Annotated in this window: 22 protein-coding genes and 1 pseudogene; 15 read left to right on the forward strand and 8 right to left on the reverse strand. The window is 60.7% G+C overall.

Annotated features, from left to right (window positions below; all coding sequences use genetic code 11):
- The first annotated feature begins 235 nt into the window (after positions 1-235).
- Positions 236-1,681 (forward strand): SulP family inorganic anion transporter, encoded by a 1,446-nt coding sequence (locus J1G34_RS25270; protein ID WP_222994799.1) that lies wholly within the window; start codon positions 236-238, stop codon positions 1,679-1,681.
- Positions 1,682-1,692: 11 nt separating this feature from the next.
- Here J1G34_RS25270 and J1G34_RS25275 read toward each other — a convergent pair whose 3' ends face one another.
- Complete coding sequence (locus J1G34_RS25275) at positions 1,693-2,073, reverse strand: lysozyme inhibitor LprI family protein (RefSeq protein WP_065893661.1); 381 nt, start codon at positions 2,071-2,073, stop codon at positions 1,693-1,695.
- Positions 2,074-2,267: 194 nt separating this feature from the next.
- On the opposite strand from J1G34_RS25275, the gene J1G34_RS25280 reads away from it, so the two are divergent.
- The 5 genes from J1G34_RS25280 to J1G34_RS25300 all read left to right on the forward strand — a co-directional run bounded on the left by J1G34_RS25280 (position 2,268) and on the right by J1G34_RS25300 (position 9,057).
- Positions 2,268-3,671: a GntT/GntP/DsdX family permease gene (locus J1G34_RS25280; protein WP_065893660.1), complete on the forward strand. Its 1,404-nt coding sequence runs from the start codon at positions 2,268-2,270 to the stop codon at positions 3,669-3,671.
- 11 nt (positions 3,672-3,682) lie between these two features.
- Positions 3,683-4,543 (forward strand): MurR/RpiR family transcriptional regulator, encoded by an 861-nt coding sequence (locus tag J1G34_RS25285; RefSeq protein ID WP_065893659.1) that lies wholly within the window; start codon positions 3,683-3,685, stop codon positions 4,541-4,543.
- Position 4,544: 1 nt separating this feature from the next.
- Positions 4,545-6,017 (forward strand): N-acyl-D-amino-acid deacylase family protein, encoded by a 1,473-nt coding sequence (locus tag J1G34_RS25290; protein ID WP_222994800.1) that lies wholly within the window; start codon positions 4,545-4,547, stop codon positions 6,015-6,017.
- A 119-nt stretch (positions 6,018-6,136) separates the two neighbouring features.
- The gene (locus J1G34_RS25295; RefSeq protein WP_222994801.1) at positions 6,137-8,605 is read left to right on the forward strand and encodes a dermonecrotic toxin domain-containing protein; all 2,469 of its coding nucleotides are present in this window, start codon (positions 6,137-6,139) and stop codon (positions 8,603-8,605) included.
- 83 nt (positions 8,606-8,688) lie between these two features.
- Positions 8,689-9,057, forward strand: coding sequence for a glyoxalase superfamily protein (locus J1G34_RS25300; protein ID WP_222994802.1), 369 nt, complete (start codon positions 8,689-8,691; stop codon positions 9,055-9,057).
- A gap of 312 nt (positions 9,058-9,369) precedes the next feature.
- Here J1G34_RS25300 and J1G34_RS27760 read toward each other — a convergent pair whose 3' ends face one another.
- Both J1G34_RS27760 and J1G34_RS27765 read right to left on the reverse strand, forming a co-directional pair.
- Positions 9,370-10,233, reverse strand: coding sequence for a methyl-accepting chemotaxis protein (locus tag J1G34_RS27760; protein WP_370671195.1), 864 nt, complete (start codon positions 10,231-10,233; stop codon positions 9,370-9,372).
- A gap of 39 nt (positions 10,234-10,272) precedes the next feature.
- A pseudogene (locus tag J1G34_RS27765) lies at positions 10,273-11,289 on the reverse strand (methyl-accepting chemotaxis protein); the annotation flags it as partial.
- 256 nt (positions 11,290-11,545) lie between these two features.
- Between J1G34_RS27765 and J1G34_RS25310 the strand changes: the two are divergent.
- Positions 11,546-12,163, forward strand: coding sequence for an FKBP-type peptidyl-prolyl cis-trans isomerase (locus J1G34_RS25310; RefSeq protein ID WP_003176055.1), 618 nt, complete (start codon positions 11,546-11,548; stop codon positions 12,161-12,163).
- Between the two features lie 60 nt (positions 12,164-12,223).
- On the opposite strand, the gene J1G34_RS25315 is transcribed toward J1G34_RS25310, so the two are convergent.
- From J1G34_RS25315 to J1G34_RS25325, 3 genes are all read right to left on the reverse strand, one after another.
- Complete coding sequence (locus J1G34_RS25315; RefSeq protein ID WP_005791321.1) at positions 12,224-12,481, reverse strand: PA4570 family protein; 258 nt, start codon at positions 12,479-12,481, stop codon at positions 12,224-12,226.
- Positions 12,482-12,638: 157 nt separating this feature from the next.
- Positions 12,639-12,980 carry a zinc ribbon domain-containing protein YjdM gene (locus J1G34_RS25320; protein WP_065883533.1) on the reverse strand — a complete coding sequence of 114 codons (342 nt, stop codon included), beginning with the start codon at positions 12,978-12,980 and terminating at the stop codon, positions 12,639-12,641.
- A gap of 193 nt (positions 12,981-13,173) precedes the next feature.
- Complete coding sequence (locus J1G34_RS25325; RefSeq protein WP_065883534.1) at positions 13,174-14,142, reverse strand: polyprenyl synthetase family protein; 969 nt, start codon at positions 14,140-14,142, stop codon at positions 13,174-13,176.
- Between the two features lie 239 nt (positions 14,143-14,381).
- Here J1G34_RS25325 and rplU point away from each other — a divergent pair, with 239 nt between their 5' ends.
- The 7 genes from rplU to J1G34_RS25360 all read left to right on the forward strand — a co-directional run bounded on the left by rplU (position 14,382) and on the right by J1G34_RS25360 (position 20,020).
- Positions 14,382-14,696, forward strand: coding sequence for a 50S ribosomal protein L21 (gene rplU, locus J1G34_RS25330; RefSeq protein WP_003176051.1), 315 nt, complete (start codon positions 14,382-14,384; stop codon positions 14,694-14,696).
- A gap of 34 nt (positions 14,697-14,730) precedes the next feature.
- A complete protein-coding gene (gene rpmA, locus J1G34_RS25335) occupies positions 14,731-14,988 on the forward strand; it encodes a 50S ribosomal protein L27 (RefSeq protein ID WP_003176049.1) in 258 nt (85 codons plus the stop codon).
- Between the two features lie 193 nt (positions 14,989-15,181).
- Positions 15,182-16,405: an Obg family GTPase CgtA gene (gene cgtA / locus J1G34_RS25340; RefSeq protein WP_065883536.1), complete on the forward strand. Its 1,224-nt coding sequence runs from the start codon at positions 15,182-15,184 to the stop codon at positions 16,403-16,405.
- 110 nt (positions 16,406-16,515) lie between these two features.
- A complete protein-coding gene (gene proB, locus J1G34_RS25345) occupies positions 16,516-17,634 on the forward strand; it encodes a glutamate 5-kinase (protein WP_104504708.1) in 1,119 nt (372 codons plus the stop codon).
- A 15-nt stretch (positions 17,635-17,649) separates the two neighbouring features.
- Positions 17,650-18,114, forward strand: coding sequence for a CreA family protein (locus tag J1G34_RS25350; protein WP_065885053.1), 465 nt, complete (start codon positions 17,650-17,652; stop codon positions 18,112-18,114).
- 101 nt (positions 18,115-18,215) lie between these two features.
- The gene (locus J1G34_RS25355) at positions 18,216-18,698 is read left to right on the forward strand and encodes a glutathione peroxidase (protein WP_065892862.1); all 483 of its coding nucleotides are present in this window, start codon (positions 18,216-18,218) and stop codon (positions 18,696-18,698) included.
- Between the two features lie 218 nt (positions 18,699-18,916).
- Complete coding sequence (locus tag J1G34_RS25360) at positions 18,917-20,020, forward strand: NADH:flavin oxidoreductase (protein WP_222994803.1); 1,104 nt, start codon at positions 18,917-18,919, stop codon at positions 20,018-20,020.
- Here the strand turns inward: J1G34_RS25360 and J1G34_RS25365 are convergent.
- Both J1G34_RS25365 and cysZ read right to left on the reverse strand, forming a co-directional pair.
- A complete protein-coding gene (locus J1G34_RS25365; RefSeq protein ID WP_065898460.1) occupies positions 19,989-21,191 on the reverse strand; it encodes a glycosyltransferase family 4 protein in 1,203 nt (400 codons plus the stop codon). The genes J1G34_RS25360 and J1G34_RS25365 overlap by 32 nt on opposite strands.
- 54 nt (positions 21,192-21,245) lie before the next feature.
- Positions 21,246-22,010 (reverse strand): sulfate transporter CysZ, encoded by a 765-nt coding sequence (gene cysZ / locus J1G34_RS25370; RefSeq protein ID WP_122462384.1) that lies wholly within the window; start codon positions 22,008-22,010, stop codon positions 21,246-21,248.
- Positions 22,011-22,293: 283 nt separating this feature from the next.
- Here cysZ and trxB point away from each other — a divergent pair, with 283 nt between their 5' ends.
- Complete coding sequence (gene trxB, locus J1G34_RS25375) at positions 22,294-23,256, forward strand: thioredoxin-disulfide reductase (RefSeq protein ID WP_065885058.1); 963 nt, start codon at positions 22,294-22,296, stop codon at positions 23,254-23,256.
- Positions 23,257-23,421 lie beyond the last annotated feature (165 nt).

Raw genomic sequence — 23,421 nt, forward strand, 5'->3', positions numbered from 1 at the left:
GGTTGCCCACGGATTCAAGCCTGCGTTCGGCCAGCGTGGTTTAACGGGGCGCCTGAGATCAAGATCAAAAGCAGATCAAGAGCGACTCGCTTCGCATCGTGGTTACGGTTGGGCGCTACAGAGTTGTGTAGATACCTATGCCCCGATTGGGGTCGCCTCGGTCTTCGAGGCTAGCCCCGCCCCGCTCAATTCCGTACCATTCCCCGCCTTATCCCCCGCAACTCCCTGGTACTCCATGAAGCTCATCCGTCTGCGCGCCGACGCCCTGGCCGGCCTCACCACGTCATTTGCATTGCTGCCCGAGTGCATCGCCTTCGCCCTGGTGGCCCATCTCAACCCGCTGATGGGGCTCTACGGCGCTTTTATCATTTGCACCCTCACCGCGTTGTTCGGCGGCCGGCCCGGCATGGTGTCCGGTGCGGCCGGTTCCATGGCGGTGGTGATCGTGGCACTGGTGGTGCAACACGGCGTGGAATATCTGCTGGCGACCGTGCTGCTGGGCGGCTTGATCATGCTCGCGTTCGGCCTGTTGCGCCTGGGCAAGCTGGTGCGCATGGTGCCCCACTCGGTGATGCTGGGGTTCGTCAACGGCCTGGCGATTATCATTGCGCTGGCGCAGTTGGAGCACTTCAAAAGGGGTGAAGCCTGGCTCAGCGGTACACCGCTGTACGTGATGGTCGCGCTGGTCGCGGTCACCATGGCCATCGTCTACCTGCTGCCACGGCTGACCCGCGCCGTGCCGCCGGCCCTGGTGGCGATCCTCGGCGTGGGCCTGGCCGTGTACCTGCTCGGCTTGCCTACCCGCACCCTCGGCGATATGGCGCACATCGCAGGCGGCCTGCCGACCTTCGCGCTGCCGCAGATCCCTTGGACCCTGGAGACCCTTGGGATCATCGCGCCTTATGCGTTCCTGATGGCAATGGTCGGCCTGCTGGAAACACTGCTGACCCTCAACCTCACCGACGAAATCACCGAGACGCGTGGCTACCCTGACCGCGAAAGCGTGGCCCTGGGCGCTGCGAATATGGTCTCGGGCCTGTTCGGCGGCATGGGTGGTTGCGCGATGATCGGGCAAACCGTGATCAACCTCAGTTCCGGCGGGCGTGGGCGTTTCTCCGGCGTGTTTGCCGGGGTGATGATCCTGCTGTTCATTCTGTTTCTGTCGCCGCTGATCGAGCGGATTCCGCTGGCGGCCCTGGTGGGGGTGATGTTCGTGGTGTCCCAGCAGACGTTCGCCTGGGCGTCGTTGCGGGTGATCAACAAGGTGCCGCTCAATGACGTGCTGGTAATCATCGCAGTGACGGTCATCACCGTGTTCACCGACCTGGCGACCGCTGTGCTGTGCGGTATCGTCATCGCTGCACTGAATTTCGCCTGGCAACAGGCGCGTGAGCTGTATGCCGATGAACACCTGGAAGCCGACGGCAGCAAACTGTATCGCCTGCACGGCACCTTGTTCTTTGCCTCGACCACGCCGTTCCTGAATCAATTCGACCCGGCCAACGACCCGGCCCAGGTGACGCTCGACTGCCGTCACCTGAGCTTCGTCGACTATTCAGCGATTGCCGCGCTGATGACTCTGCGCGAGCGCTACAGCAAAGCGGGCAAGCATTTGCGCGTGCTGCACCTCTCGGAGCGCTGCAAGAAGCTGCTCAAGCGTGCCAGGGTTCAGCACGACTGACCTGCAGCAGCCTATGGCCCGACCAGGTTTTCGAGTTCCTGCGCCCGGGTCTGGGTCATGTCCAGCACGCAGCCGGAGCCGTTGACCTGATCGATGGTGCCGCCGGTGGCGCTGCCTGCAAAGGCGCAATTGGCGTCACGGTATTTGATCCACAGGCGCTGCAGATCCTGCAGTTGCTGCTTGCGGTTGCCTTCCTGGGCGGCCAGCGCAGTCTTGTAAGCCTTGTTCAGCCGCGCATCCTGCACCTTGGCCTCCTTGACATTGCAGCCGACCATATCGGCGGTGGTGTCCGCGCCGTCCATGCATTTGTTCAGCGCCGGGTTATCGGCGGCGGCGGCAGTGCCGCAGATGGCAAGAAGCAGGGCGCCGGCGGCGAGTGTTGTGCGAATCATCAGTGTTTTTCCTGGCATCGATGGATGTGCAGTGTATGACTCGGCGGCGCACGCTGAGTTTCCGGCCCTTATCTGAAGGTCATGTAAGAACACCCCCTGAATTTTCATGCGGCGGCGTCGGGCATATCCCACCGCGACAGCGCTTATCCCTGCGCGGTAATTACTTTCATAAAGTTTGAAAACTCTCTTCGGTAATGATTTATGAGTTTCACAACGTATTCGACGTGACCCTTTCCGAGGAGTACCGCATGGCCGCATCACCGGGCTTCGGGCTATTGGCATACGCCGCCATCGCCATCATTGCTTTGATCGTGCTGATCGCACGTTACCGGCTCAATCCGTTTATCGTCATCACCCTGGTGTCCATTGCCCTGGCGCTGATGGCCGGGATGCCGGCGGACACCATCATGGGCTCTTACGAGGCGGGCGTCGGCAAGACCCTGGGGCATATCGCCCTGGTCGTGGCGCTGGGCACCATGCTTGGCAAGATGATGGCCGAGTCCGGTGGCGCGGAGCAGGTGGCCCGTACGTTGATCAACCGTTTCGGCGAGCGTAATGCCCACTGGGCCATGGTCTGCATCGCGTTCCTGGTGGGGTTGCCGCTTTTTTTCGAGGTGGGCTTTGTGTTGCTGGTGCCGATCGCCTTCACCGTGGCGCGGCGCGTGGGCGTGTCGATCCTGATGGTCGGCCTGCCGATGGTCGCCGGCCTGTCGGTGGTGCATGCGCTGGTGCCGCCGCACCCGGCGGCGATGATGGCGGTGCTGGCGTATAACGCCTCCGTCGGGCAGACCGTGTTGTATGCGATCCTGATCGGTATTCCGACGGCGATCATCGCCGGCCCGGTCTACGCCAAATTCATCGTGCCGCACATTCACCTGCCGGCGGAAAACCCGCTGGAGCGCCAGTTTATCGAGCGCGAACCGCGTGCCCGTTTGCCGAGCTTCGCGCTGACCATGGGCACCATCCTGTTGCCGGTGGTGCTGATGATGATCGGCGGTTGGGCCAATGTGATTTCCACGCCTGGCACCGGCTTTAACCAGTTCCTGTTATTTATCGGCAACTCGGTGATCGCACTGCTGGTGGCGACCCTGGTGAGTTTCTGGACGCTGGGCCTGGCCCAGGGCTTCAACCGTGAGTCGATCCTCAAGTTCACCAATGAATGCCTGGCGCCCACGGCAAGCATCACCCTGCTGGTGGGGGCGGGCGGTGGCTTGAACCGCATCCTGGTGGATGCCGGCGTCACTAACGAAATCCTCGGCCTGGCCCATGCGTTCCAGCTGTCGCCACTGGTGATGGGCTGGTTGTTCGCCGCGCTGATGCGTATCGCCACGGGCTCGGCCACGGTGGCCATGACCACGGCGTCCGGTGTGGTGGCGCCGGTCGCTTTGGGCATGGGGTATCCACACCCTGAATTGCTCGTCTTGGCGACTGGTGCAGGTTCGGTGATCTTTTCCCACGTCAACGACGGCGGCTTCTGGCTGATCAAGGAATACTTCAATATGACGGTGATCCAGACCTTCAAGACCTGGACCGTGCTGGAAACCCTGATTTCGGTGGTGGCCTTCGGTCTGACCTACGGTCTGTCCTGCCTTTTGTAAACGGGAGCCCCATGGACATCCTCTACCAGATCCGCGCCCGTCAGGACTCTTTCAGCGCCGGCGAAGGGCGTATCGCCAGGCTGATGCTCGACGATGTGGGCTTTGCCGCGTCGGCCAGCCTGGAAGCGCTGTCGCAACGGGCCGAGGTCAGTACCGCCACCTTGTCGCGCTTTGCGCGCAGTGTCGGTTGCCGCGATTTGCGTGACCTGCGCCTGCAGTTGGCCCAGGCCAGCGGGGTTGGCAGCCGCTTCCTCGACCCGGCGGGGCTGCCGGAACAATCGGCATTTCATCGGCAGATTCTCGGAGATATCGAAGCGACGTTGCGCCAGCACCTGGCTGGCTTCAATCAGCACAGCTTTGTCGATGCGGTGAGCCTGCTGGGCAAGGCACGGATGATCCACGCGTTCGGCATGGGCGGCCCGTCGAGCCTGTGCAGCGATGAATTGCAGGTGCGGCTGGTGCGCCTGGGCTATCCGATTGCGGCCTGCCACGACCCGGTGATGATGCGGGTGACGGCCGCGACCCTGGGGCCGGAACAGGCGCTGATCGTCTGCTCGCTGAGCGGACTGACCCCCGAACTGTTGGATGTGGTGACACTGGCGCGCAACTACGACGCGCGCGTTGTCGCCATCACCCTGGCCGATTCGCCGCTGGCCGGGCTGGCGGACGTGGTGCTGCCGCTGCAACCGGCGGAAACCCATTTTATCTACAAGCCTACGGCTGCGCGCTACGGCATGCTGCTGGCCATCGACCTGCTGGCCACCGAGCTGGCGCTGGCCATGCCCGACGCCAACCAGGAACGCCTGCGCCGGATCAAACTCGCCCTGGACGATTATCGCGGCGGCCCTGACAGCCTGCCGCTTGGAGACTGAAATGACGTACGACACGCTGATTCGCCAGGCGCTGATCATTGATGGCAGCAACACGCCTGGGTACCTCGCCGACGTGGGGGTGCGCAACGGGCGTATCGAGACGATCGGCGACCTGTCGGCGGCGACGGCCGAGCATGAAGTTGACGCCACCGGCTACGTACTGGCGCCGGGCTTTGTCGATGTGCACACCCACGACGACACCGTGGTGATCCGCCACCCGCAGATGCTGCCCAAGCTCAGCCAGGGCGTGACCACGGTGATTGTCGGCAACTGTGGCATCAGCGCTTCACCGGTGAGCCTGCGTGGCAATCCACCCGATCCGATGAACCTGTTGGGCGATGCCGAGGCGTTTGCCTACCCGCGCTTTATCGATTATCGCGCGGCGGTCGAACGCGCCCACCCCGCAGTCAATGTCGCCGCACTGATCGGCCACACGGCACTGCGCAGCAATCATATGGACGACCTGCACCGCACGGCTGCAGCGCATGAAATCGCGGCCATGCGCATGCAATTACAGGAGAGCCTTGACGCCGGTGCCCTGGGTTTATCCACAGGCCTTGCCTACGCCAGCGCATTCAATGCAGAGACCGAGGAGGTGCTGCAACTGAGCGAAGAGCTGAGCGCTTATGGCGCGGTGTACACCACGCATTTGCGCAGCGAGTTCGAGCCGGTATTGGAGGCGATGGACGAAGCGTTTTCAATCGGCCGACATGCCCGGGCGCCCGTGATTATTTCTCACCTCAAGTGCGCCGGTGCGGGGAACTGGGGGCGCAGCCCGCAGCTGTTGGCGTCGCTTGAGGCGGCGGCGAAAACCCAGCCGGTGGGCTGTGATTGTTATCCCTATGCGGCCAGCTCGTCGACCCTGGACCTCAAGCAGGTCACTGACGCGTTCCGCATCACCATCACCTGGTCCACACCCCATCCTGAAATGGGCGGGCGTGACCTGCAGGACATTGCCGCCGAGTGGGGCATTGCGCTGATGGACGCCGCCCGCCGCCTGCAACCCGCCGGTGCGGTGTATTACGGAATGGATGAAGCGGATGTGCGACGTATTCTTGCGCATCCGCTGTCGATGATCGGCTCCGACGGGTTGCCCGAAGACCCGTTTCCCCACCCCCGATTGTGGGGCGCGTTCCCACGGGTGCTGGGACATTTCAGTCGTGATGTCGGATTGTTCCCGTTGCACACCGCGGTGCACAAAATGACCGGGCTGTCAGCGGCGCGCTTCGGCCTGGCTGAGCGTGGCGAAATCCGTGAAGGGCACTGGGCCGACCTGGTGTTGTTCGATCCGCTGCGGGTGCGCGACAGGGCGGACTTCAAGGCGCCGCAGCGTGCAGCCGAGGGGATCGAGGGCGTCTGGGTCAACGGGGTGTTGAGCTATCGCCAGGGGCAGGCGACGGGGCAGCGATCGGGGCGTTTTTTGGTGCGCAGCGGGGATTTGCGTCAGGGCTTCGGGCTGGCGTCGGGCACATGAATTAACGTTTTTCGGCGGTGGATAACGTGTCGGAATATGCCCAATGAGCGCTTACAAAAAGCGGATTGAGTGTGCGCAGCCGCTCTCTAAGATGAGCAGGTCGCTTCCGGAGAATCCGTATGAATACTCAATCCATAAGCTCCAGTCATGTCGGTAACCTTCCTGTCTCTGTCCCTGCTTCGACCACCGGTGCCGCACCTGGCGCCACGCTAAATTCAGGCGCCGATGCGGTATCGGCGTTCCCCTTTCCCCGCGATACCCTCAAAGGCTGGATCCAGGAAAAAGTCTGGAACGAGACCAATCAATGGGTCGATCCGGACAAGGTTTACCTGCATCGCTTCTCACCCGCCGCCAGCACCCGCAACGGCAGTGCCGTCACAGGCTGGGAGCATCGTGCAAAGCCCGAGTCGTCGATGACACTCACCGAGGCCGTCGTCAGTCATTTTTTCTCGGCCGAACGCTACGGGATGGCCGGCAAGGCCCAGGCCGTGGCGCACTTCATGTCTTCGAACACCAGCCCGTTTTCGCTGTTCGACAGCGAGAGTGTGCCGGATTTTTTCAGCCGGCTCGGCCGTCTGGTGCTGGATCGAACGGGGCCGGGTTATCTCTATTCGAAAATTCATGACGATGTGCCCAATGCCAGGGAGACGTGGCGGGACCTGGATTCAGTCTATGGCCTCTACCTGGATGGCCCGGGCAAGGGCAAGTACGATGCGGACAATCAACTGCGAATCAAGCCCAGTGAGTTATTGAAGCTGGTCCGAGAGGGCGATCTGCAGAAAAAAGTGACCGCCAGGCTGGATGAATTCTGGACGCAGCATGGCAGTGAATGGCGGGCGTTGGCCAAGCAACAGTTTGTGATGGAGGCCCGTGCCGCGCGCGCCCTCAACCAGCAGGACCCCAGTCAGGGGCTCAGCCCGCAGGCCTACGCCGGTGTCATGAAGGCCGCCGCGCCCAATGTGCCGCTCGAAGGGCCGGTCACGAAAGCGCAGTTGCAGGCAGAGGCCGCGCCAGGGGGGGACGTCAAGGCGTTATGCTTCGACATCAATGGCTATCGATCCAACGACATCCTGCGTTTTGTGACCAAGGATGGCGCTGAAACCTTGTGTTTTCCGGGGGGCAAGCCTGCCTTCAAAACATTCAAGGACCGCGCCGCAGTGGATCAATGGGTGGTGGAGCAGAGCAGGGACCCTGTCAAGGCAGCGGCGCTGGAAGAGCATTTTGCGTTGCGTGATCGCCAGCAGGGTGTATTCGGTGCCCTGAGTGTCAACGGCGTAGACAGTACCTTTAATAAGATCGGCACGGGCGCGATGGCGGCCAATGACAGTCACATCAACACCCGCAACGTCCCGATTGGCGGCGATGTGTTCACCTTCATGGCCAATCAGACACGTCAGCGTATCAACGACGACGCAGACACTGAAATGAAGTCCAACGCCGAAGTCTACAAGGACGATGCGTTAGGCATGCTGCAAGCGGGCAACGCGGTGTTTTCCATTCCCATGGCATTGCTCGGTCCGATTGGCCTCGCCCTGGGCGCTACCTCATACGGGGTTCAAGTGGGCATGGAAATCGACCAGGCCGTTGAAGGCGACACCCAGGCCGAGCGCAAAAGCGGTTTGCATGCCGCCGTAACGGATGTGGCGACCATGGCGTTTTTCCATGCACTGGGCAAGGCCGCCCCCACTGAGGGCGACTCCACTGGCCAGGCAGGCGCACAAACGACGCAAGGTGAAACCGTCGGCGCGAGCGGTGATAAACCGTTTTTCAACTATCGGCGGGTGAACGGGCAAATCGGTGTGCTGATGAGCCCCAATCAGCCACCTCGATTACCCGCCGTGCAGGAGGGCCAAGTGAACCCCTTATGGGATTCATCCATGGACATCTACCTGCTGCCGGGTTCCAAGCGTCCCCTGGTACCGCCCACCTATGAAATAGTGGCAGACGCTCCGGTCACGCCCAAGAAACCGAGAATCGACGAGTCGGAAACCGAGCTGTCGGACGATGAGCGCTCGCCTTCTTCCGTCGACTCGAACGCCACATCGTCCGGGGATTATGAGGCGTATGACGATGACAGCGTGCTCAAGACCAATCCGTTCAAAGCCAGCGTCAGCCTGCCTGCCGGTGGGTATTTCAACAGTCGTGGCATGATTGAGCGCACTGACGTGCCGAAGTTGTATCGCGTCGAAAAGGCCGACCGCGTAGAGCGTCGGGGCGATCCGGAAGATACGGGGTTTCGCGATTCGAATTTCTTTTCCGGTCCGGAAAAGATGATGGATGGCAACGTCGTGGTCGCCTCCCGCTCAAAGGAGGCGGCGAAGTACTTTGGTGAAACCGAATTCGCCGGCCAATACAACCTTTACGAAATCGACAGTCGCGGCATTCCCGTCGTGTCCTTCAATGAAAATATCGATGCCAATCCCCAGTTCGTCGAAGCGCGCCAGTGTGTGGCGTCAGGCACTATTGAACGCCTGCGCAACGAAGGCCGCTTGCGCGAGTTTGCCAACGACGCTTATCAGTTCGATGAAGTGCATGTGGACAATGATCAGTTGTCCAGCGCGAGGATCACCAGGCTTTCCCGTCACTGAGTGTGTTTCATTTTGGCGGTCTGTTGAGCTAGGGTGGATGTTCGCCTGTAGCGAAAAGTGTTTACCTGGACTTGGAGAGTCGCATGCACTTAGGAAAAGTCATCCCCATCCTGCGGATTTTCGACGAGGCCAAGGCGTTGGAATTCTACATCGACTTCCTGGGGTTCAAAGTGGACTGGCAGAATCGCTTTGAGGCCAATTTTCCGTTGTACCTGCAGGTGTCGCTGGGTGAGTGCGTGCTGCATTTGTCCGAGCATCATGGCGATGCGTGCCCGGGCGCTGCGGTGCGGATACAGGCGCAAGGAATAGACGCTTATCAGCAGCAATTGCAGGCCAGGAACTACCGTTACGCCAAGCCAGATGTGGAGCAGACCCCCTGGGGCTCGCGGGAGATGAGCATCAAGGACCCGTTTGGGAATCGGGTGGTGTTTGTCGAGGAAGGGGAGGGCTGAGGTAAATCGCAGGCAATAAAAAACCGCCTTAGTAGGGCGGTTTTTTTTTGCAATCCAGTTAGTGGCTGGATTGCTATCATCAAAGATGCATTGACCTGCAGGCGGATATTAACCCTGGTCTTATCATCACGCAAGATTGAACGATGTCCTGATCCACCTTCTTGTCTAAGTTTGCACGACGTGCGTGGAACCTCGTAGTGAATGCTGTGCATGTTTATCATGTTTGGAAATTCCTACGGGACAGCTTCGATGACCTTTAAGGTCTAATGAAGTGGAGCCGCCTCGGTTTAGATCGAGGCGGCTTTTTGTTTTTTACACCCGGAAATGACTGACCATCTGCTGCAACTGACTACCCAGCCGCGCCAATTCCACGCTCGACTTGGCCGTCTCGTCACTGGCCGTAGCGGTCTGCTCGGATACATCGCGCACATTCACGATGCTGCGGCTGATCTCTTCGGCCACGGCGCTCTGCTGTTCGGCGGCCGCTGCAATCTGCTGGTTCATCGACTGGATGTTCGACACTGTACGGGTGATGTTTTCCAGGGATGCACCGGCTTTGCGCGTGAGGTCCACGCTGCTGTCGGTCAGGCTGCGGCTGTTATTCATCGCGTTGGCCACTTGCTGGGTACCGTTCTGCAAGCCGGCAACCAGGCCTTCGATTTCCTCGGTGGATTTCTGCGTACGCTGGGCCAGGCCACGCACTTCGTCGGCCACCACGGCGAACCCACGACCGGCTTCACCGGCACGGGCTGCTTCAATCGCCGCGTTGAGGGCCAGCAGATTGGTCTGTTCGGCCACGGCCTTGATCACATCCATCACACTGCCGATCTTGTTGCTCTCTTGTTGCAGGTGGGTCATGGCGTCGGTAGAGCGTGCCACTTCGGCCGCCAGGCGTTCGATCTGGGCGATGGCCTCGGCCACCACCTTGTCGCCCGCGCGGGCCTGACCATCAGCATCGGCAGCGGCCAGGGAGGCCTGTTCGGCGTTGCGTGCCACTTCCTGCACGGTGGCGGTCATTTCATGCATCGCCGTGGCGACCTGGTCGGTCTCGATCTTCTGGCTGTTGACGCCGGCGCTGGTTTGCTCGGTCACGGCTGAGAGTTCCTCGGCCGCGCTGGCGATCTGGGTCACGCCGTCACGAATGCCGCTGATCAGTTCACGCAAGGTGGTGCCCATGCGCTGGATGCCTTGTTGCAACACACCCAGTTCATCACGGCGGGTGACCTGGATGTTGTGGCTCAGGTCGCCGGAGGCAATGCGCTCGACGACAGCCAGGGTGTCTTGCAGCGGGCGGGTGATCTGGCGGGTGATGACCCAGGCCGCGATGATGCCCACCAGCAGGGCCAGCAACGTGCTGATTAATTGCAGGCTGCGGGCCTGGGCGCTTTCGGCGTCGCGGCGTTCCAGCTGGATGTCGTAGAGCTTGTCGCTGATGGTGACGATATCGGCGCCCTGAGTGGTCATTTCAGCGCGGGCGGCCACGATGTTGGCGTTGGCGGCTTTATAGCTTTGTACCGCGCTGCGATAGGCACCCAGTGCGGTTTCCAGCGCGCTCAGCGCGGCCTGTTGGCTGCTGCCGAAGACGGCATTGAGGCTTTTCAGGCCGGCGATGGTTTTTTCGATTTGTGCGGCGGCACGGGCTTCGTTTTCTGCGTTGACGTTGTTGGTGTAACCACGCACTTCGTAGCGCGCCAGCAGGAACTCTTCCTTGGCATTGGACACGGCCTGGAACTGTGCGAAACGTTCCGGGCTGTCGGGCATCTGCTGCACGCTAGTGTCCAGTGCATTGATTTGTGCGTTGGCGATGTCGGCCTTGTCGCCCATGACCTGGCGTGCAGCGTTGCCGTTGCGATAGGCCTCGCGCATTTTGTTCAACGACTGCTGATACGCCGTAATGACGGCTTTCTGTTGATTGAGCAGCTTGACGTTTTCAGGGCTCTTGAAGCTGTCCAGCAGCTTTTGTTGCTTGGCGGCAAAGGCGTCAAGGCTGGTTTGCACGTTCTGCGCCACTTCTTCATCGCCGTTGGCCAGCATATATTGCAGGCGCACAATACGCAGTTTGGTCAGTGAGGCGTTGAGCTGAGTGATGTCGCTCATCCAGTTGCTGCGATCGATCAGGCCGCCCAGGCTGGTCCAGCCGGTGAGTGCCAGGATCGAGGTGAGGACAAGCACCAGGCCGAAGCCCAGGCCCAGTTTGAGGTTGACGCTGATGTTACCGAACCAGCTGTTCATCTAATGCTCCGCAAGAGTGATGTCTGTTCGCTGGACGATGTTGTTTTGTTGGAGCCAGCCAAAGTGTGTAGCGCTATATCGGCGGCAGGCCGTGAATCTGAAATACTTTTATCGGCGCAGTGAAAAAACGTTGCAGGTGCGGTAATGGAAGCGGGTGTGCGGGGCTCATCACGCGTCGGACTTGTGTGCTAGTCTGCGGGCCCTTTTAGTTTTGGATGGCGCAGTAAACAGCGTTGTCCTACAGCGGAGCCTTTTCATGTCCGAAGTTAATCTGTCCACCGACGAAACCCGCGTCAGCTACGGTATCGGCCGTCAGTTGGGCGACCAACTGCGCGACAACCCGCCGCCGGGCGTAAGCCTGGACGCGATCCTGGCCGGCCTGACCGATGCGTTCGCAGGCAAGCCAAGCCGTGTTGATCAGGAGCAAATGGCGGCCAGCTTCAAGGTGATCCGCGAAATCATGCAAGCCGAAGCCGCTGCCAAGGCTGAAGCTGCCGCAGGTGCGGGCCTGGCATTCCTGGCTGAAAACGCCAAGCGTGACGGCATCACCACATTGGCTTCCGGCCTGCAATTTGAAGTCCTGACGGCCGGTGATGGCGCCAAGCCAACCCGTGAAGATCAAGTGCGCACTCACTACCACGGCACGCTGATCGACGGCACTGTGTTCGACAGCTCCTACGAGCGCGGTCAGCCTGCAGAATTCCCGGTTGGCGGCGTGATCGCCGGCTGGACCGAAGCCCTGCAACTGATGAATGCCGGCAGCAAATGGCGTCTCTATGTGCCGAGCGAATTGGCTTACGGCGCTCAAGGCGTTGGCAGCATTCCGCCGCACAGCGTTCTGGTGTTCGACGTCGAGCTGCTCGACGTTCTGTAAGACCTGCTGATTACCGGTTGGGGCGAACCTGTTCACCCCAACCGGGTTTTGCGCGGTGGCTCATGGGTGAAACTTGCCATTGAGGTCCGTTGCCGGGCGCAACGCTCGGGCATAGCAGAACAGAAACAAGTTACGCACCACCTCTTTCAACACACCGGGTTCACTTGAACTCAGGCCATTCACGTCCAGGTCGCCCTGGTCCTGCAGCTCATTCAGCGCTTCTTCTTCCAGCACCGCACAGACTTCGCCGGTTTCCCGATGCAGGATTCGCAGGTACGGATGTGGACGGTCCAGCCAGGCATCTATCAAATAAGTCATGGTCGTTCTCCTTGATGGGTTTCAATGAGAATAATTCTTATTCGTAGAATAGCAAGTGTCTATTGGCGGTTTACGATTTTTTGTGTGGGTATTTGAGACAGGTCAACGGGAGGGCAAAGCGCCATCCCGCAGCGGGTGCGGGATGGATGCAGCAGATTCAGACTTTGCGCACGAACTCGGACTTGAGCTTCATCGGACCGATGCCGTCAATCTTGCAGTCGATATCGTGGTCGCCGTCGCACAGGCGGATATTCTTGACCTTGGTGCCGACCTTGACCACCAGGGAGGTGCCCTTGACCTTGAGGTCCTTGATCACGGTGATCGTGTCGCCGTCCTGCAGGACATTGCCCACAGAGTCCTTCTTCACGGTTTCATCGCCCGCTGCTTCGGTCTCGCCAGTGGCGGACCATTCATGGGCGCATTCCGGGCAGACCAACTGCGTGCCGTCTTCGTAGGTGTATTCGGAATTGCATTTCGGGCAGGGTGGCAACGTGCTCACTAAAGCTCCTTGAGAGTCAGGATGGCTAAAAGTCGCACATTATATAGGGTTTTGTGGCCTTGCAGGCTGTATGAAATTCAAATGTGGGAGGGGGCTTGCCCCCGATTGCGGTCTGTCAGCCACCTTATACATTGGCTGAGCTACTGCTATCGGGGGCAAGCCCCCTCCCACAGGGTCCTGCGGCGCTGGTGCTTTAGTGAGTGCGGGCGACCGCAAACTCACTCAGCTCAACCAGGGCATCCCGGTATTCGCTGGCGGGCAGGGCGTCCAGGCACTTGATCGCACGGGCCACATAATCACGCGCCAACTGCGCGGTGTACTCCAGCGAGCCTGACGCCTCGACGGCCGCACGGATGGCCTCCAGGTCTTCGATGCCGCCTTTCTGGATCGCCTTGCGCACCAGTGCAGCCTGTTCCGGCGTGCCTTCGCGCATGGTGTAGATCAGCGGCAAGGTCGGCTTGCCCTCGGCCAGGTCGTCACCGACGTTCTTGCCCAGGGTTTCGGCGTCGCCCTTGTAGTCGAGCAGGTCATCCACCAGCTGGAACGCCACGCCCAGGTGATCGCCAAAGGTGCGCAGGGCCTCGGCCTGTTCGGCGGTAGCGCCGCACAGCGCGGCGGCGCTGTGGGTGGAGGCTTCGAAGAGCATCGCGGTCTTGCCGCGAATCACTTCCATGTAGGTTTCTTCGGTGGTACTGGCGTCGCGTACCTTCGACAGCTGCAGCACTTCGCCTTCGGCGATGATGCGCGTGGCCTGTGAAAGAATTTTCATCACCGGCATCGAGCCCAGTTCAACCATCATTTCGAACGAGCGCGAGTACAGGAAATCGCCCACCAGCACGCTTGGCGCGTTGCCCCACATGGCATTGGCGGTCTCGCGGCCACGGCGCATGCCGGACATGTCGACCACGTCGTCATGCAGCAGGGTGGCGGTGTGCAGGAATTCGATGGTGGCGGCCAGCAGGCGCAGGTCATCGCCTTCGCGGCCCAGGGCCTTGCCGCACAGCAACACTAATAAAGGACGCAGGCGCTTACCGCCCGCCGACGTAATATAGTCGCCAATTTTGGAGACCAGCGGCACTTTGGACGTCAGCTGCTGCTTGATGATGCCGTCGACGGCGCTAAAATCGTCCGCGACCGCGCGGTAGAAAGCTTGGGGTTGCATCAGCGACAGTCGCTCCAGAAGGGTTGCGCGGCATGCTAGGACCCTGACCCCCGGGTGTCAAGGCGCGATAGACGGCCCCTTGCAACACCCATTTACCTTGCGTACAATCGCGCACCCTGAACTTCCTGGGCAGCACCTGCCTTACGCAATTGCATTCGGGACGTCCATCCCATGCAGCCATGCCAGCCAATACCTCTTCTTATAAAGCGCTGGGTGAGCAGGATTATCGGAGAAATACCATGTCGTACGCAGTAATTGTTACTGGTGGCAAGCAATACAAAGTCGCCCCAGGTGAATACCTGAAGATCGAAAAACTGGAAATCGCCACTGGCGAATCCGTGACGTTTGATCGCGTTCTGTTGGTCGCCAATGGCGATGACGTGAACATCGGCGCTCCAGTTGTTGCTGGCGCTACCGTTGTGGCTGAAGTGATCTCCCAAGGTCGTCACGATAAAGTCCGCATCATCAAGTTCCGTCGTCGTAAGCACCACATGAAGCGTATGGGCCACCGCCAGTGGTACACCGAGATCAAAATCACCGGTATTCAGGCTTAATTTCAGCCTAATTCCTCACTAGGAGAATTGACTCATGGCACACAAAAAAGCTGGTGGTAGTACCCGTAACGGTCGCGACTCAGAAGCCAAACGCCTTGGCGTGAAGATGTATGGCGGCCAGAAAATCATTCCGGGCAACATCATCGTGCGTCAGCGCGGCACCCAATTCCACGCCGGTTACGGTGTTGGCATGGGTAAGGATCACACCCTCTTCGCGAAAATCGAAGGCGTGATCAAGTTTGAAGTAAAAGGCGCGTTCAACCGCCGTTACGTGAGCGTTGTCGCCGCTTAATTGCGCGATCGCTGGAAAAGCCCTGTCTCGCGACGGGGCTTTTTCGTTTATGGGGTGAGTCTCTTGCAAAGCTGTTTGTGATGGGCTCCGGGGCTGGATTTGCGGTCGCTGATTGAGGTCGCTACGCTCATTTTTGCAAGAGTCTTATGTCTTGGTTTCTTAAGCTCGTCCACGCGGCGAGAGGCGTTTTGTTATGAAGTTCGTTGATGAAGTTTCCATCCGAGTAAAAGCAGGCGACGGCGGTAACGGTTGCATGAGTTTCCGTCGCGAAAAGTTCATTGAAAACGGTGGCCCCAACGGCGGTGACGGCGGTGACGGCGGTTCCATCTACATGATGGCCGACGAAAACCTCAACACCCTGGTCGACTACCGTTACACCCGGCACTTTGATGCCGAGCGTGGCTCCAACGGCGGCAGCACCGACTGCACCGGTAAAAAAGGCGAAGACCTGGTACTGCGCGTACCGGTCGGTACCACGATCATCGACTCCGCGACCCAGGAAGTGATCGGCGACCTGACCAAGGCCGGCCAGAAGCTGATGGTGGTGCAGGGCGGCTGGCACGGTCTGGGTAACACCCGATTCAAGTCCAGTACCAACCGTGCACCACGCCAGACCACCCCGGGCAAGCCGGGCGAGCAGCGCGACCTCAAGCTGGAAATGAAAGTGCTCGCCGACGTGGGCCTGCTGGGCCTGCCGAACGCCGGTAAAAGTACCTTCATCCGCTCGGTCTCGGCCGCCAAGCCGAAAGTCGCCGACTACCCGTTCACCACCCTGGTACCCAACCTGGGCGTGGTCAGCGTCGACCGCTGGAAGAGCTTTGTGATCGCCGACATTCCTGGCCTGATCGAAGGCGCTTCCGACGGCGCAGGCCTTGGGATTCGCTTCCTCAAGCACTTGTCGCGCACGCGTTTGCTGCTGCACCTCGTCGACATGGCGCCACTGGATGACACCAGTGCAGCCGACGCCGCCGAAGTGATCGTCAGCGAGCTGACCAAGTTCAGCCCGGCCCTGGCCGAGCGTGACCGTTGGCTGGTGCTGAACAAGTGCGACCAGATCCTTGAGGAAGAGCACGAAGAGCGCGTCAAGGAAATCGTCGATCGCCTGGAGTGGGAAGGTCCGGTGTACGTGATCTCGGCCATCGCCAAAGAAGGCACCGAGCGCCTGACCCGCGACATCATGCGCTACCTGGAAGACCGCGCCGACCGCCTGGCGGCCGACCCGGTATTCAAGGCCGAGCTGGCCGAGCTCGACCAGCAGATCGAAGACGAAGCCCGTGCCCAGCTGCAAGCGCTGGACGACCAGCGTGCCCTGCGCCGCAGCGGCGTGAAGTCGGTGCATGACATCGGCGACGATGACTGGGACGAAGAAGACGTGGATGATGAGGACGGCCCGGAAATCATTTACGTGCGCGACTGATTCGTTGCGATAAACTTGAACGCCGCTCCCTTGGAGCGGCGTTTTGGTATCCGGGTATAACGTTATGGGCGGCGCTGGGTCGCGCGGCCCTCACTCTAAGGTTGAAGATGATGCGGAGCAAAGTGACAGGTGCGCAGCGCTGGGTCGTGAAGATCGGCAGTGCGTTGCTGACAGCGGATGGCAAGGGGTTGGACCGTGCCGCCATGAGCGTCTGGGTCGAGCAGATGGTGGCCTTGCATGAGGCCGGAGTCGAGTTGGTGCTGGTATCGTCCGGGGCAGTTGCCGCCGGAATGAGCCGCCTCGGCTGGACCGCGCGACCCAGCGCGATGCACGAACTGCAAGCCGCCGCCGCCATCGGCCAGATGGGCCTGGTGCAAGCCTGGGAGTCCAGCTTTGCCGAGCACGGTCGCCACACGGCGCAGATCCTGCTGACCCATGACGACCTGTCCGACCGCAAGCGTTACCTCAACGCCCGCAGTACCCTGCGCGCGCTGGTGGAGCTCAAGGTCATCCCGGTGATCAACGAGAACGACACCGTGGTCACCGACGAAATCCGTTTCGGCGACAACGACACCCTCGCCGCGCTGGTAGCCAACCTGGTGGAAGCCGACCTGCTGGTGATCCTCACCGACCGCGACGGCATGTTCGACGCTGACCCGCGCCACAACCCCGACGCCCAGCTTATCTACGAAGCCCGTGCCGATGACCCGGCGCTCGACGCCGTGGCCGGCAGCGTCGGCGGCGCCCTGGGCCGTGGCGGCATGCAGACCAAGCTGCGCGCTGCGCGCCTGGCCGCGCGTTCCGGGGCCCACACCATCATCGTCGGTGGGCGCCTGGAGCGCGTGCTGGATCGCCTCAAGGCGGGCGAGCGCATCGGGACGCTGCTGTCGCCGGAGCGTGGCATGCTGGCGGCGCGCAAGCAGTGGCTGGCCGGGCACCTGCAAACCCGTGGCACCCTGGTGCTGGATGAAGGCGCGGTATCGGCGCTGTCCCAGGGCAACAAAAGCTTGCTGCCGGTGGGCGTCAAACGGGTGCAAGGCAGCTTCCGCCGAGGCGAGATGGTGGTGTGCGTGGCGCCGGATGGTCGTGAGATCGCCCGCGGCCTGGCGAACTACAGTGCCCTGGAAGCGCAGAAGATTATTGGACAATCGTCCGACGCGATTGTCGGACTTCTGGGTTACATGGCTGAGCCGGAACTGGTTCACCGCGATAACCTGATCCTGGTTTAACCAAAGGAATACACGATGCGTTTAGTGACAGGACTGCTCGGCCTGCTGTTGGCCATGCCACTGTTGGCCTCGGCCGAAGAAGTCGGCCAGGTGTCGACGGTGTTCAAGATTGTCGGCCCCAATGACCGGATCGTCGTCGAAGCGTTCGATGACCCCAAGGTCGACGGCGTGACGTGTTACCTGTCGCGCGCCAAGACCGGCGGCGTGAAAGGTGGCCTGGGCCTGGCCGAAGACCGCGCCGAAGCCTCGATTGCCTGCCGCCAGGTCGGCCCGATCCACTTCAAGGGCGAGCTCAAGGACGGCGACGAAGTGTTCAAGGAGCGCACCTCGCTGGTGTTCAAGACCATGCAGGTGGTGCGTTTCCTCGACAAGAAGCGCAATACGCTGGTGTATCTGGTCTACAGCGACCGCCTGATCGAAGGCAGCCCGCAGAACGCAGTGACCGCGATTCCGATCTTGCCGTGGCCAACCGCGCAGTAACCGGCGGGCGAGTTTTTCAATCGGCATCTATGATTGCAGGCTTGTGGTCTGTAATCTCGAAGGGCTGCAATGCGAAGAACATGGGATATCTGGAGTTCGTCATGAGTGCTTTCCACGACCTGAAACTCAAAGCGTTGGACGGACAAGAGCTGCCGCTGGCGCCCTTCAAGGGCCAAGTCGTGCTGGTGGTCAACGTCGCCTCCAAATGCGGTCTGACCCCGCAGTATGCGGCCCTGGAAAACCTCTACCAGCAATACAAGGACCAGGGTTTCACCGTGCTGGGCCTTCCGTGCAATCAGTTTGCAGGCCAGGAGCCGGGCACCGAGCAGGAGATCCAGGCCTTCTGCAGCCTCAATTACGGGGTGACGTTCCCCCTGGGCAGCAAGCTTGAGGTGAACGGCCCTGATCGTCACCAGTTGTACCGCCTGCTGGCGGGCGAGGGCGCTGAGTTTCCAGGCGATATCACCTGGAATTTCGAAAAATTCCTGCTCGGCAAGGATGGCCGTGTACTGGCGCGCTTCTCGCCGCGTACGCCGCCGGATGATCCAACGGTCGTCCAGGCCATCGAAAAAGCCCTGGCCTGAATCCCTCGTTGTAGGAGCGAGCTTGCTCGCGAAAATCGCCAACCATGACGCGTGCACGCTGGATACACGCGGTGTGCTCCGGCTCTTCGCGAGCAAGCTCGCTCCTACAGGTATTCGGTTGTTTTTATCGCCTTAATCACTCAGATCAATAGTGCTACCCAGCAAGCTTTGGCGTGCATATTATCCACATCATAAATTCGCCTCATGTGGAGTGCTCCATGCCCGTCCAAGCCTTGTTCAAACCTTTCCAGCTCGGTGCACTGCAACTGTCGACCCGCGTGGTCATGGCGCCGATGACGCGTTCGTTTTCACCCGGCGGCGTACCCAATTCCAAAGTGATCGAGTACTACCGCCGTCGCGCCGCCGCCGGTGTGGGCCTGATCATCACCGAAGGCACCGTGGTCGGCCATCAAGCCTCCAACGGCTACCCCAATGTGCCGCACTTCTACGGCGAAGCGGCGTTGGCCGGCTGGAAGAAAGTGGTGGATGCGGTCCACGCCGAAGGCGGCAAGATTGTGCCGCAGTTGTGGCATGTGGGCAGTGTGCGCCGTATCGGTACCGAACCTGATGCCAGCGTGCCGGCCTATGGCCCGATGGAGAAACTCAAGGAAGGCAACGTGGTCGTCCACGGCATGACCACCCAGGACATCAAGGACGTGATCAATGCCTTCGCCCAGGCGGCCAAAGATGCCCAGAGCATCGGCATGGACGGTGTGGAAATCCACGGCGCCCACGGCTACCTGGTCGACCAGTTCTTCTGGGAAGGCAGCAACCAGCGCACCGACGAATACGGTGGCAGCCTGGCCAACCGCTCACGTTTCGCCATCGAACTGATCCAGGCTACCCGCGCGGCGGTCGGTCCGGACTTCCCGATCATCTTGCGTTTTTCCCAGTGGAAGCAGCAGGACTACACGGCGCGCCTGGTGCAAACCCCCGAGGCGTTGGGCGAATTCCTCAAGCCGTTGTCCGACGCCGGCGTGGATATTTTCCACTGCTCAACGCGCCGGTTCTGGGAACCGGAGTTCGAAGGTTCCGACCTCAACCTGGCCGGCTGGACCCGCCAGTTGACGGGCAAGCCGACGATTACCGTGGGCAGTGTCGGCCTGGATGACGAATTCCTGCAGTTCATGGTCAACACCGATAAAGTCGCGCAGCCGGCCAGCCTTGAGAAACTGCTGGAGCGCTTGAATAACGAAGAGTTCGATCTGGTCGCCGTGGGCCGTGCGCTGCTGGTGGACCCGGATTGGGCAGTGAAAGTGCGCGAGGGGCGTGAGGCGGACATTCTGCCCTTCAGTCGTGAGGCGTTGACGAGCCTGGTGTAAGCGGCGACAAGATGGGCGCCGGTTGCCCGTCATTGCACGCACCGCGTAACTGGCGTTCGAACTGCTCGACGATTGCCGGCCAGCCCTGGCGGCTGGCATGTTGTCGGGCATTCAAGCGCGCTCGGCGCAAGGTCTCGCGCTCCTCCAGCAGCCAGACGGCTGCGTCGCAAAATGCGTTTTCATCCCCCGGCATCGCCAGCGCACCGTTGTAGCCATGGCGAATATGCTGGGTGGCGGCCGCCTGGTCGTACGCCACCACGCCCAGCCCGGACGCCATGGCTTCCAGCACCACATTGCCGAACGTTTCGGTGAGGCTCGGAAACAGGAACAGATCGCCCGAGGCATAATGCCGTGCCAGCTCTTCGCCACGCCGGGCGCCGCAGAACACCGCTTCGGGCAAGTCGCGCTGCAACAGGCCGCGCTGCGGGCCATCGCCGACAATGACCAACTTGAACCGTCGCGAGGGGTAAGTGCTCTGCAGCGCATCGAAACAGCGTTTGAGCAGCCCCAGATTTTTCTCTTGGGCGAGGCGTCCTACGTGCAGCACCACGATATCGTCGCTCTCCACACCCCAGCTTTCGCGCAGGCTGTCGTCGCGTTTCGCCGGATGGAACAGTTGGCTATCGACTCCCCGGGACAGCATCCCGAGACGCTCGAAATGCCGGCGTTCCAACTCAAGGCGCTGACTCGCGCTGGGAACCAGCGTCAACGTCGACCGGTTATGAAACCAGCGCAGGTAATGGGTGACCAGGCGACTCAACAGACTCAAGCCGTACTGGTTCGAATACTGTTGAAAGTTGGTGTGGAAGCCGCTGACCACGCTGATTCCCAGGCGTCGCGCCGCGCGTAAGGCGGACAGGCCCAGCGGCCCCTCGGTTGCGATGTACAACACATCCGGGCGCTGACGTGTCCAGCGTCGCAGCAGCTTGTGCATCGACGATTGGCCCCATTGCAGCCCTGGATACCCCGGCAACGGCCAGCCACGGCACAGCAGCAACTCATCGTCACTCGGCCGGCTCTGGTCGACACCCTGGCGGGGGCGCACCAGTTCGATTTGATGGCCGCGCGCGCGCAAACCATCGCACAGGCGGCCAAGGGTGTTGGCCACCCCGTTGATTTCCGGCGGGAAGGTTTCGGTGATCAGGGTGATGTGAAGCGAGGCTGTCGTCATGACCCACAGTGTCGCTGCGGGCCATGTCGTCATTGTGTCACTGCGATGATGGATTTATGACCGGGCTAACTGCTGCCCCGCCATCGCTTCGGCACCTTGCTCGCGCACCCAGAACAGCGTGGCCCCGGCGACCGCCGCCGGCATCATCAGCAGGTTGACCACCGGCACCAGCAGCACCAGGTAGACGACTCCGCCAAAACTCATGCTCTGCCAGCGTTTCTGGCGCAGCCAGGCGAGCATTTCGTTCCAGCCCAGCTTGTGGTTGTCGGCCGGGTAGTCGATGTATTGGATCGCCATCATCCACACGCCGAACAGCAGCCACAACGGCGCGGCAATCAGGTTGACCACTGGAATGAACGACAGGATGAACAGGCCGATAGCCCGCGGCAGAAAGTAGCCCAGCTTGCGCATTTCCCGGGCCAGGGTGCGCGGGACCATGGCGATCAATTCGGCCCAGCTGAACGCGGGGAAGTCGTCGGTGCCACGCACCACCACCTCGACTTTCTCCGATAGAAAGCCATTGAACGGCGCCGCGATGATGTTGGCGAGCATGGTGAAGGTAAAGAACACCATCAGCACCACCAGCGCGACAAACAACGGCCATAACAGGTAATTGAGAAAGCTCAGCCAACTCGGCAGGGTTGGCATCAGGTGGTCAACCCATAGGCTGAACTGGTGCCCGGCAAAATAGATCAATCCTACAAACAGCAGCAGGTTGATCGCCAGCGGCAGCAGCACAAACAGGCGCAGGCCGGGGCTCAGCACCAGTTTGAGGCCTTCGCGCAGGTATTGCGGGCCGGAAAGAGCGGGGGCGGGCATGGATAACTCCGAGCATAGTGACGAACGGGCCGACCTTACCGGCTTTGTATTCCGGGCGAAAGCGGCGACATCAACGGTAACAAACGCTTCGATTGACCGAGCCGACTGCATAGAGACCACCTATGAGCTGGATTGTTATTCCGTATTTCCTTAATCTTGCCCCCCTCGATACGCTGCACCCATTATTTTCAGGGCCTGCGAGTTCAAGCACTTCCCCAAGTGCTTCGTGGTCCCTTTTTTATTCCAGCCGTCTTGTTGTGCGGACGGTCGATAGGAGTGAGTCATGTCTGATACCCGTCATTCGCGAGTGATTATTCTCGGTTCCGGCCCTGCCGGTTACAGCGCTGCCGTCTACGCTGCCCGGGCCAACCTCAAGCCGCTGCTGATCACCGGCATGCAGGCGGGCGGTCAGTTGACCACCACCACTGAAGTCGACAACTGGCCGGGCGATGTCCATGGCCTGACCGGCCCGGTGCTGATGGAGCGTATGAAAGAACACGCCGAGCGCTTTGAAACCGAGATCGTGTTCGACCACATCAACAAGGTCGACTTCTCCAAGAAGCCTTACAGCCTGACCGGCGACAGCGGCGTGTATACCTGTGACGCATTGATCATCGCCACCGGCGCCAGCGCCCGTTACCTCGGGCTGCCTTCGGAAGAGGCGTTCATGGGCAAGGGCGTTTCCGCCTGCGCGACGTGCGACGGTTTCTTCTATCGCAACAAGCCGGTGGCTGTGGTCGGTGGCGGCAACACCGCCGTGGAAGAGGCGCTGTACCTGGCCAACATCGCCAGCACCGTGACCCTGGTGCATCGCCGCGAAACCTTCCGCGCCGAGAAGATTCTGATCGACAAGCTGCACGCCCGCGTTGCTGAAGGCAAGATCATCCTCAAGCTCAACGCCACGCTGGACGAAGTCCTGGGTGACAATATGGGCGTGACCGGCGCCCGTCTGAAGAACAACGACGGCAGCTTCGACGAGTTGACAGTCGACGGCGTATTCATCGCCATCGGCCACACCCCGAACACCTCGTTGTTCGAAGGCGTGCTGGAAGCCAAAGACGGTTACCTGGTGGTGCAGGGCGGCCGTGAAGGCAACGCAACGGCCACCAACATCGAAGGCATCTTCGCTGCCGGTGACGTGGCGGACCACGTGTACCGCCAGGCCATCACCTCGGCCGGCGCCGGCTGCATGGCGGCCCTGGATGCCGAGCGTTACCTCGATGGTTTGAAAGACGCTTCGTTCTAAGCAACACTGCAAAAAAAATGTGGGAGGGGGCTTGCCCCCGATTGCGGTGGTTCAGTTTGAGCTGGTCTAATAGTCCCGGACACCTCAATAGGTGAAACTACACCTATTGAGGAGTATTCCATGACCAAGAAGTACAGAAAATTCGACGCCGCTTTCAAGCTAAGA

It is taken from the genome of Pseudomonas sp. Wu6, assembly GCF_019891515.1.
Taxonomy (GTDB): Bacteria; Pseudomonadota; Gammaproteobacteria; order Pseudomonadales; family Pseudomonadaceae; genus Aquipseudomonas; species Aquipseudomonas orientalis_A.

What these genes read in the sequence shown, in the direction of transcription:
- J1G34_RS25355 (WP_065892862.1), top strand. Translation starts at nt 18,216, where the DNA reads ATGAGTGCTTTCCACGACCTGAAACTCAAAGCGTTGGACGGACAAGAG.
- J1G34_RS27760 (WP_370671195.1), bottom strand. Translation starts at nt 10,233, where the DNA reads ATGGGCACCACCTTGCGTGAACTGATCAGCGGCATTCGTGACGGCGTG.
- J1G34_RS25365 (WP_065898460.1), bottom strand. Translation starts at nt 21,191, where the DNA reads ATGACGACAGCCTCGCTTCACATCACCCTGATCACCGAAACCTTCCCG.
- rpmA (WP_003176049.1), top strand. Translation starts at nt 14,731, where the DNA reads ATGGCACACAAAAAAGCTGGTGGTAGTACCCGTAACGGTCGCGACTCA.
- J1G34_RS25310 (WP_003176055.1), top strand. Translation starts at nt 11,546, where the DNA reads ATGTCCGAAGTTAATCTGTCCACCGACGAAACCCGCGTCAGCTACGGT.
- rplU (WP_003176051.1), top strand. Translation starts at nt 14,382, where the DNA reads ATGTCGTACGCAGTAATTGTTACTGGTGGCAAGCAATACAAAGTCGCC.
- cgtA (WP_065883536.1), top strand. Translation starts at nt 15,182, where the DNA reads ATGAAGTTCGTTGATGAAGTTTCCATCCGAGTAAAAGCAGGCGACGGC.
- J1G34_RS25290 (WP_222994800.1), top strand. Translation starts at nt 4,545, where the DNA reads ATGACGTACGACACGCTGATTCGCCAGGCGCTGATCATTGATGGCAGC.
- cysZ (WP_122462384.1), bottom strand. Translation starts at nt 22,010, where the DNA reads ATGCCCGCCCCCGCTCTTTCCGGCCCGCAATACCTGCGCGAAGGCCTC.
- J1G34_RS25350 (WP_065885053.1), top strand. Translation starts at nt 17,650, where the DNA reads ATGCGTTTAGTGACAGGACTGCTCGGCCTGCTGTTGGCCATGCCACTG.
- J1G34_RS25280 (WP_065893660.1), top strand. Translation starts at nt 2,268, where the DNA reads ATGATTTATGAGTTTCACAACGTATTCGACGTGACCCTTTCCGAGGAG.
- J1G34_RS25315 (WP_005791321.1), bottom strand. Translation starts at nt 12,481, where the DNA reads ATGACTTATTTGATAGATGCCTGGCTGGACCGTCCACATCCGTACCTG.
- J1G34_RS25325 (WP_065883534.1), bottom strand. Translation starts at nt 14,142, where the DNA reads ATGCAACCCCAAGCTTTCTACCGCGCGGTCGCGGACGATTTTAGCGCC.
- J1G34_RS25295 (WP_222994801.1), top strand. Translation starts at nt 6,137, where the DNA reads ATGAATACTCAATCCATAAGCTCCAGTCATGTCGGTAACCTTCCTGTC.
- trxB (WP_065885058.1), top strand. Translation starts at nt 22,294, where the DNA reads ATGTCTGATACCCGTCATTCGCGAGTGATTATTCTCGGTTCCGGCCCT.
- J1G34_RS25270 (WP_222994799.1), top strand. Translation starts at nt 236, where the DNA reads ATGAAGCTCATCCGTCTGCGCGCCGACGCCCTGGCCGGCCTCACCACG.
- J1G34_RS25275 (WP_065893661.1), bottom strand. Translation starts at nt 2,073, where the DNA reads ATGATTCGCACAACACTCGCCGCCGGCGCCCTGCTTCTTGCCATCTGC.
- J1G34_RS25360 (WP_222994803.1), top strand. Translation starts at nt 18,917, where the DNA reads ATGCCCGTCCAAGCCTTGTTCAAACCTTTCCAGCTCGGTGCACTGCAA.
- J1G34_RS25300 (WP_222994802.1), top strand. Translation starts at nt 8,689, where the DNA reads ATGCACTTAGGAAAAGTCATCCCCATCCTGCGGATTTTCGACGAGGCC.
- J1G34_RS25285 (WP_065893659.1), top strand. Translation starts at nt 3,683, where the DNA reads ATGGACATCCTCTACCAGATCCGCGCCCGTCAGGACTCTTTCAGCGCC.
- proB (WP_104504708.1), top strand. Translation starts at nt 16,516, where the DNA reads ATGCGGAGCAAAGTGACAGGTGCGCAGCGCTGGGTCGTGAAGATCGGC.